Source organism: Saccharomonospora iraqiensis subsp. iraqiensis (assembly GCF_000430445.1).
Classification (GTDB): Bacteria; Actinomycetota; Actinomycetes; order Mycobacteriales; family Pseudonocardiaceae; genus Saccharomonospora; species Saccharomonospora iraqiensis.
Map to the genome: position 1 here is coordinate 1 of NZ_KE387047.1, position 2,356 is coordinate 2,356.

2 protein-coding genes are annotated in these 2,356 nt (G+C 73.1%); both read left to right on the top strand.

Annotated features, from left to right (window positions below; all coding sequences use genetic code 11):
- The first annotated feature begins 15 nt into the window (after positions 1-15).
- Positions 16-1,047 (top strand): MCE family protein, encoded by a 1,032-nt coding sequence (locus ACTIR_RS21495; RefSeq protein WP_052583700.1) that lies wholly within the window; start codon positions 16-18, stop codon positions 1,045-1,047.
- On the top strand, positions 1,047-2,356 hold a 1,310-nt coding region (locus ACTIR_RS21500; protein WP_233345809.1), incomplete at its 3' end, for an MCE family protein. The genes ACTIR_RS21495 and ACTIR_RS21500, both read left to right, overlap by 1 nt.

Consider the following 2,356-nt stretch of genomic DNA (forward strand, 5'->3'; position numbering starts at 1 on the left):
CTCGCCGCGCTCGGCGTGGCCGCGGGCGGCTGCGCGCCCGCGGGCTTCGACGGGGTGCACGACCTGCCGTTGCCCGGGGGCGCCGACCTCGGGGACGACCCGTACCGGGTGACGGTGCGCTTCGACGACGTGCTCGACCTCGTCCCGCACGCCGCCGTGAAGGTGAACGACGTCGCGGTGGGGCGGGTGGAGTCGATCACCCTGGCCGACACCGACGACTGGCAGGCCGAGGTGGTGCTGTCGGTGAACCGCGACGTCGAGCTGCCCGCCGACTCGATCGCCAACATCCGGCAGTCGAGCCTGCTCGGGGAGAAGTTCGTGGAGCTAGACGCACCACGGTCGGACACCCCACGGGCGAACCGCGCCCCGTTGGAGGACGACGCGCTGATTCCCGCCGCCCGCACGAACCGGCACCCGGAGGTGGAGGAGGTCTTCGGCGCGCTGTCCCTGCTGCTCAACGGTGGCGGCATCGCCCAGCTGCGCACCATCAACCAGGAGCTGACCGCCGCGATGGACGGCAACGAGGCCGACATCAAGCGGTTCCTGTCCGAGGTGGACCATCTGGTCTCCGACCTGGACGCGCACCGCGACGAGATCACCGACGCGCTGGACGGGATGAACCGGCTGTCGGCCACCCTCGCCGGGCGGGAGGAGCAGATCCGCGGGGCGTTGAACGACCTCACCCCCGGCCTGCGGGAACTGCGGGACCAGCGGGAGGCGCTGGTGTCGATGTTGTCGTCGCTGGACCAGCTCTCCGGCGTGGCCGTGGACGTCGTCGAGCGGACGCGGGAGGACCTGGTGGCCGACCTGCGGGCACTGGCCCCGGTGCTGCGCAGGCTCGCCGACGCGGGCGCCTCGCTGCCCCGGGCGTTGGAGATCCTGCCGACCTTCCCGTTCACCGACGCCGTGCTCGACGGGATCGAGGGCGACTACCTCAACACCTACCTCAGTGTGCTGCCGGACGAGAACTACACCGAGCCGATCCCGCCGCTGCCGTTGCCGTCCACGGACACCGCCACGCCCGCCCCGGACGGAGGGAGTCGCTGATGCTGACCCGCAGAATCCGCGCGCAGGTCGTCGCGTTCGTGGTGGTGGCGGCGGCCGCGGTGACGTTCGTGGGGGCCAACTACGCCGGACTGCCCCGGCTGGTCGGCGACGGGGGCGACGTGGTGCGCCTGCAACTGTCGCAGGGCGGTGGGCTGTTCGACGGCAGCGAGGTCACCTATCGGGGTGTGTCCGTCGGCCGGGTCGGTGCGCTGCGGCTGACCGACGACGGGATGGAGGCCGACCTGGTGCTCGACGACGACGCCCCGCCCATCCCGGTGAACTCCCGCGCGGTGGTGGCGAACCGGTCGGCGGTCGGCGAACAGTACGTCGATCTGCAGCCGCGCACGGACGCCGGCCCGTACCTGGAGGAGGGCTCGGTGATCCCCCGCGAGTCCACCACCACCCCCCTGCCCGTCCACACCCTGCTGGCGAATCTCAGCGAGCTCACCGAATCGGTGCCGACCGACGCGATGCGGGTGGTCGTCGACGAGCTGTACACCGCGTTGCACGGCACGGGGGACGACCTCCAGCTGCTGCTGGACACCGCCACCGGGTTCACCCGGACCGCGGCCGAGCACCTGCCCCAGACCACCGACCTGATCGACGACGGGGCGACGGTGCTGCGTACCCAGGCGGAGTCGGCGCGGGCGTGGCGGTCGTTCGGGCGGGACGCGAAACTGTTCGCGGCGGAACTCGCCGACTCCGACGGCGACCTCCGCCGGCTCATCGGGACCGCCCCGCGGGCGGCCACCGAGATCAGCGGGCTGCTCGCGGACACCGACCCCGGCCTGTCGGTGCTGATGGCGAACCTGCTCACCACCTCCCGGATGTTCGCCTCGCGCACCGACGGCCTGGAGCATCTGCTGGTCTACACCCCGAAGGCGGTGGCCTCCACCTCCGCGGCGGTGACCTCCGACGGCACGAAGCTGTCCCAGGCGTTGACGTTCTTCGACCCGGCACCGTGCACCCGGGGCTACGGCGGCACGGAACGCCGCGACGGCGAGAGCACCGGCGACGCCCCGTTCAACACCGACGCCGCGTGCACCCTGCCCCGCGGACACGCCGGCTCCGTGCGTGGCTCGCAGAACACACCGGACGGCGGCGTCCCGGCGGTGGCCGAACCCGGTTCCGGCTCGATCGCCGACCTGGTGGACGCGCTCACCCTCGGCGCGACCCGCTCGGGTGGGACGGGCTCCGGTGGGACGGGCTCCGGTGGGACCGGCTCCGGTGGGACCGGCTCCGGTGGGACGGGCTCCGGTGGCGGCGGCACTCCCGGCGGCACTCCCGGCGGCACTCCCGGCGGTGCGGA